This window comes from Micrococcus sp. KRD012 (genome assembly GCF_017168555.1).
Taxonomy (GTDB): domain Bacteria; phylum Actinomycetota; class Actinomycetes; order Actinomycetales; family Micrococcaceae; genus Micrococcus; species Micrococcus luteus.
Genome location: NZ_JABFBB010000050.1, coordinates 1 through 5,517 on the forward strand (window position 1 = coordinate 1; position 5,517 = coordinate 5,517).

Annotated in this window: 6 protein-coding genes; 4 read left to right on the forward strand and 2 right to left on the reverse strand. The window is 76.3% G+C overall.

The window, feature by feature from the left end; all coding sequences use genetic code 11:
• Positions 1–124: 124 nt before the first annotated feature.
• The 3 genes from J1M37_RS11305 to J1M37_RS11315 are packed head-to-tail and all read left to right on the forward strand — an operon-like array spanning position 125 to position 1,243.
• Complete coding sequence (locus J1M37_RS11305) at positions 125–358, forward strand: DUF4244 domain-containing protein (protein WP_049147913.1); 234 nt, start codon at positions 125–127, stop codon at positions 356–358.
• Complete coding sequence (locus J1M37_RS11310) at positions 351–803, forward strand: TadE family type IV pilus minor pilin (protein ID WP_041104004.1); 453 nt, start codon at positions 351–353, stop codon at positions 801–803. The genes J1M37_RS11305 and J1M37_RS11310 overlap by 8 nt, the downstream gene beginning before the upstream one ends.
• Positions 800–1,243, forward strand: coding sequence for an Rv3654c family TadE-like protein (locus J1M37_RS11315; RefSeq protein WP_041104006.1), 444 nt, complete (start codon positions 800–802; stop codon positions 1,241–1,243). Before J1M37_RS11310 ends, J1M37_RS11315 begins: the two co-directional genes overlap by 4 nt.
• Here the strand turns inward: J1M37_RS11315 and J1M37_RS11320 are convergent.
• Together J1M37_RS11320 and J1M37_RS11325 are read right to left on the reverse strand one after the other, a co-directional pair.
• Positions 1,159–3,759, reverse strand: a complete 2,601-nt coding sequence (locus J1M37_RS11320) for a Zn-binding domain-containing protein (RefSeq protein ID WP_206452678.1) — start codon at positions 3,757–3,759, stop codon at positions 1,159–1,161. The genes J1M37_RS11315 and J1M37_RS11320 overlap by 85 nt on opposite strands.
• Entirely contained in the window at positions 3,756–4,529 is a 774-nt protein-coding gene (locus J1M37_RS11325) for a GNAT family N-acetyltransferase (RefSeq protein ID WP_166437434.1), read from the reverse strand. The genes J1M37_RS11320 and J1M37_RS11325 overlap by 4 nt, the downstream gene beginning before the upstream one ends.
• A gap of 93 nt (positions 4,530–4,622) precedes the next feature.
• On the opposite strand from J1M37_RS11325, the gene trhO reads away from it, so the two are divergent.
• A partial coding sequence (gene trhO / locus J1M37_RS11330) for an oxygen-dependent tRNA uridine(34) hydroxylase TrhO (RefSeq protein ID WP_206452679.1) occupies positions 4,623–5,517 on the forward strand: 895 nt, incomplete at its 3' end.

Here is a 5,517-nt window from a genome sequence, read left to right on the forward strand (position 1 = left end):
GCCCATCCCCGGATCCGCGCCGCCCCCGGCGCGCGAGCCCCGGAGCGGGCCAGCCTGGGACCAGCGGCCCAGCCGGGCCGTCATCACCGCCCCGCACCGCGGGGCCCACTCCAGGAGGACCACCATGACCCACCGCTCCCACTCCGCCCAGCCCGCCGTCACCCGCCCGAGCGGCCGCAATCGCCTCGCGCGCGTCGTCGACGCCGCGGGCGAGGAGACCGGCGCGATCACGGCCGAGTACGGCATCCTCACGCTCGCCGCCGTGGGCTTCGCGGGCGTGCTGGCCGTCGTGCTCACCAGCCCGGACGTGCAGTCGCTGCTCGTGGACCTCGTCTCCGGGGCGCTCCAGCGTGACTGAGCACCCGACCTCCGCCTCGCCGTCCGGGCGCCGCACGGGCGCCCGGACGGCGGGGTGGCCCCGGGCGCTCCGGGGCGGCGAGACCGGGGCCGTCACGGCCGAGTACGCGGTGCTGCTGCCCGTGATCGCGTTCGTGCTCGTGTCCGTCCTGCTGGCCGGGGCCGCCGCGGTGCAGCAGGTGCGGGGTCAGGACGCGGCGGCGTCGGCCGCCCGCATCCTCGCCCGGGGCGATGACGAGGCGGCGGCCCGGGACGCCGTGGCACGCATGGCCGGCGACGATGCCTCGCTCTCGCACACCATCAAGGGCGGCTGGGTGACCGTCGAGGTCGTCCAGCCCGGTCCCGGGCCGCTCGCCTGGGCCGAGGCCCTCACCCTCACCGCGCACGCCGCCGCCCCCGACCAGCGGCCCGGAACGCCCGCCGCTTCGCCGGAGGACCGGTCATGACCCGCGGGAGGGCGCCCGCGCGGGGCGAACGCGGCTCGGGCACCGTGTCCGTCCTGGGCACCGCCGCCCTGGGGGCGGGGCTGCTGCTGGCGGTCGCGGCGCTGGGGCAGGCCTCGGTCACCGGCGCCCGGGCGGCCGGGGCCGCCGATCTGGCGGCGCTCGCCGCCTCCGACGCCCGGCGCGGGCTCTCCGACCACGAGCCGTGCGCGCTGGCCGGGCGGACCGCCGAACGCAACGGGGCCGCCGTCGTGGCGTGCGAGGTGCGCGAGGACGGGACCGTGCGCGTCGCGGTCGAGCTCACCCGCGCCCCGCTGCCGGCGGCCACGGCCGACGCCGTCGCGGGCCCGCCGCGGTCTCAGGCCCCGGGCGCCGCGTCCGTGGCCCCGCCGGAGGAGGCGCCGCCCGAGCCGTCGGTCGAGGCGTCCGCCGGGACGAGGTGATCGGCGTGGTCCATCAGGAACCGCAGGACGGTCAGCGCGCCGGCCTTGTCCAGTGGGCTGTTGCGATTGCCGCACTTGGGGGACTGCACACAGGACGGGCAGCCCTCCGCGCACTCGCACGCCGCGATGGCCCCCGCCGTCGCCTCGACCCAGCGCCGCGCCTGCTCGAAGCCGCGCTCGGCGAAGCCCGCCCCGCCGGGCCGGCCGTCGTAGACGAACACGGCGGGGGAGCCGGTGTCCGGATGCAGGACCATCGAGACGCCGCCGATGTCCCAGCGGTCGTTCGAGGCGACGAGCGGCATCATGCCGATCATCGCGTGCTCGGCCGCGTGCAGGGCGCCGGGCAGGCGATCCGTGGTCAGTCCCGCGGCGATGAGCTCGTCCGAGGCTGCCTGGAACCACACCGCGGAGGTGAACAGGTCCCGTGCCGGCAGGTCGAGGGGCTCCTCGCCGAGCACCTCCCCGGAGACCAGGGCCTTGCGCTGGAAGGACACCACCTGGGTGCGGACCTGCACGTCCCCGAGGCACCAGCGCAGGGTGCCCGCGCGCGCGTCCAGGCGGCGGTGCACCGCCACGATCTCGATCTCCGTGACGTCCCGGGCCTGCGTGGTGAAGTCCGGCCAGGCGCGCGTGACGACCACCGCGTGCGCGTCCTCGTCCAGCTCCTCCACGAGGTACGTGCGGTCCTGGTGCACGTACACCGCGCCGGGATGCGCCTGGTAGTGGGTCTGGGGCGAGTCCATCGTGCCCAGCAGGGCACCGGACTCGGCGTCGATGATGTCCATGGGCCCGCCGCCGTCGTCCCGCAGGGAGACCATGCCGGCGGCGTGCTCGGGGTGCGTCCAGAACCAGCCGGCCGGCCGACGGCGCAGCAGCCCCTGCTCGACCAGCACGTCCAGCAGGGCGCGCACCCGCTCCGGCTCCCCGAACCAGCCGAACGCCTCGGGCGTGATCGGCAGCTCCGCGGCGGCCGCGCACAGCTGCGGGCCGAGCAGGTGCGGGTTCTCCGGGTCCACCACGGTGTCCTCCACGCCCAGGTCGAACACGGCCTCCGGGTGGTCCACCACGAACGTGTCCAGGGGGTCGTCCGATGCCACGAAGAACGCGAGCGCGTCCTGGCCGCCGCGCCCGGCGCGGCCGATCTGCTGGAAGAACGACGCGCGGGTGCCCGGCCAGCCGGCCACCACCACGGCGTCCAGCCCCGCGACGTCGATGCCCATCTCCAGCGCCGGCGTCGAGGCCATGCCCAGCAGCCGACCCGAGCGCAGGTCCGCCTCCAGCTCCCGCCGCTCCTCGGGCAGGTAGCCCGAGCGGTAGGCCGCGACCCGGGCGCCGAGCCCCGGCTCGACCTCCTCGAGCTGCCGCTTGGCCGCGCTCGCGATGGCCTCGGCACCGCGCCGAGAGCGGATGAACGCCAGCGTGCGGACCTGCTGCAGGGCCAGGTCCGTGACCAGGTCGGCGGCGGCGGCCATCGCCGAGCGGCGGACGGGCGCGCCGTTCTCGCCCCGGCGGTCCGTCAGCTCCGGCTCCCAGAACGCCACCGTGACCGCCCCGTGCGGGGACGCGTCCTCGGTGACGGCCGTGGCCGGCGCCCCGATCAGTCGGGCGAAGTGCCCGGCCGGATCCGCCGACGTCGCCGACGCCCCGATGAACACGGTCTCCGGACGGTCCCCGCGGTAGTGGGCGGCGATGCGCCGCAGCCGGCGCAGCAGGATCCCCACCTGCGAGCCGAAGACGCCCCGGTAGGTGTGCGACTCGTCCACCACCACGAACGCCAGGTTCCGGAAGAACGCGGCCCACCGCTCGTGGTGCGGCAGGATGCCCACGTGGAGCATGTCCGGGTTGGTCATGAGCACGGTGGCGTGCTCGCGGGCCCAGATCCGGTCCTGCGGTGCGGTGTCGCCGTCGTAGGGGGCCGCGCGCAGCCCCGGGGCGCCGTCCCGCTCGAGGGCGCGCCAGGAGGTCAGCTGGTCCGCCGCGAGGGCCTTGGTGGGGGCGAGGTAGAGCGCGGTGGCCCGGGGGTCGGCGGCCAGCCGGGTGCCGACCGCCAGCTGGTAGCCCAGCGACTTGCCCGACGCCGTGCCCGTGGCGAGCACGGTGTGCGTCCCCGCGCCGGCCAGGGCCGCGGCGCGCACCTGGTGCAGCCACGGCCGCTCGACGCCGCGCGCCGCGAAGGCCCTGACCAGGCCCTCCGGAGCGTCCGCGGGCCAGTCCGTGTGCCGGGCCTGCCGTGCGGGCAGCTCGGTGACGTGGCGGATCTGCTCGGGCAGCCCGGTCCGGCCCAGCGCCGCACGGAGTGCGGCCCCCGCCGGCGTGTCCGGGCGCAGGTCGCCGGGTGCCGTGACGGACAGCCCGGCCACGACGTCGGCCACCACCTCACCGACGGGCTGCGGCTCCGGTCCGGAGGAGTCCGGGGCGGCGTCGTCGACGGGCGGCGCGGCGTCCGCCGTGCCGGGCGGCCCCCAGCCGCCCGCGGGATCCGCCCAGGGATCGTGCTCCGGGAGGTGGCCGGTCACGCCCCCATGGTGCCGGTGTGCTCGGCGGTGGGGTTGTCCTCGACCAGGCCGCGACCCCAGATGGACACGGGGCCGAGGTCGGTCCAGGCCAGGTGGCGGTACAGCTTCTGGCCGTCCGGGGAGGCGACGAGCAGGCCGCGGCTGATCTCGCCCTCGCTCATGACCTCGGAGGTGAGGTAGCGCATCACGAGGGAGCCGAGGCCGCGGCGACGGTGGTTCGGGGACGTCCAGATCCGGTCGTAGACGGCGGTGCCGTCCTCCTCGGTGACCCAGCCGAGGGCGGCGAGCTCCTCCTCGCCCTCGGGCGCGGTCGAGGCGCCGACGGCCAGGATGCGCAGGCGACGGCTGCCCTCCATCGGCTGGTCCACGCGGGCCTCATAGCCCTCGGGCAGCAGCGGGGGCTCCACGTCCTGCAGCTCGGGGTCCATGTCCATGGTCATGAAGCGCTCCGGCTCGGCCTGGGCCTTCAGGCCCATGGCCTTCGGGTCCTCGCCGGCGTCGCCGAACACGGTGAGCAGGATCTGCTCCTGGTCCCGCACCGCCTCGCGCAGGTCCTCGAGCTCCGCGCGGGAGGGGTTCACCACCACGTGCTCCCACGTGGCCGGCACGTCCACCGTGGCGCGACCGGAGCCGCCGGGGATCATGCGGGCGGGGCGGGGGGTGCGCAGGGCCGCGCGTCGCCCCGCCTCCTGGCTGATGCGGTAGCCGCGCGATCGCGACCAGGCCGCGAACCAGATGTCGACCAGTGCCGGATCCAGATGCTCAGTCATGTCTGAAGGGTAAGGCGTGTGGCCGGTGCGGGCCAGGCCCCGCCCGTCCCTCACGGCCGTCACGTCCGGGGCCGCGCACTAGCCTGGACCTCGATGAGCACCGCCGCCCTCTCCCGCATCGCGCTGTACTACCGGTTCACCCCGCTCGCCGACCCCGAGGCGGTGCGGCTGTGGCAGCGCGCGCTCGCGGCGTCCCTCGGCCTGACCGGCCGGATCATCGTGTCGCCGCAGGGGATCAACGGGACCGTCGGCGGACCGGTCGACGCGGTCAAGCGCTACGTGCGCGGCACGCGGGAGCATCCGGCGTTCCGGGACCTCGAGGTGACGTGGTCGGACGGCTCGGCGGCGGACTTCCCCCGCCTCTCCGTCAAGGTCAAGCCCGAGCTCGTCGCGTTCGGGGCCCCCGAGCGCGTCACCGTGGACGCGGGTGGCGTCGTCGGCACGGGGGAGCGGCTCACGCCCGTCCAGGTGGACGCGCTGGTCGCCGAGCGCGCCGGCACCGCGAACCCCGTGCGCTTCCTCGACGGCCGCAACACGGTGGAGGCGGCCATCGGCCGCTTCGACGGGGCCGTGGTCCCGGACGCGCACACCACCCGCGACCTGCTCGCCGCCGTCGACTCCGGGGCCCTGGACCACCTCAAGGACGCGCCGCTGATCACCTACTGCACGGGCGGCGTGCGCTGCGAGGTCCTCTCCGCCCTGCTCAAGGACCGCGGCTTCGCCGAGGTCTACCAGCTCGACGGCGGCATCGTCCGCTACGGCGAGGCCCGCGGCGACGCCGGACTGTGGCGGGGCGAGCTGGCCGTGTTCGACCGACGCCTGTCCACCCGCTTCACCGCCGACGCCGAGACCATCGGCCGGTGCGTCACGTGCGAGGCACCGACCTCGGCGCTGCGCAACTGCGCCGACCCGGCCTGCACCACGCTCGAGGTCCGCTGTGCGGCCTGCGCCGCCGACGACCCCGAGCACCGCTGTCCTGTCTGCGCCC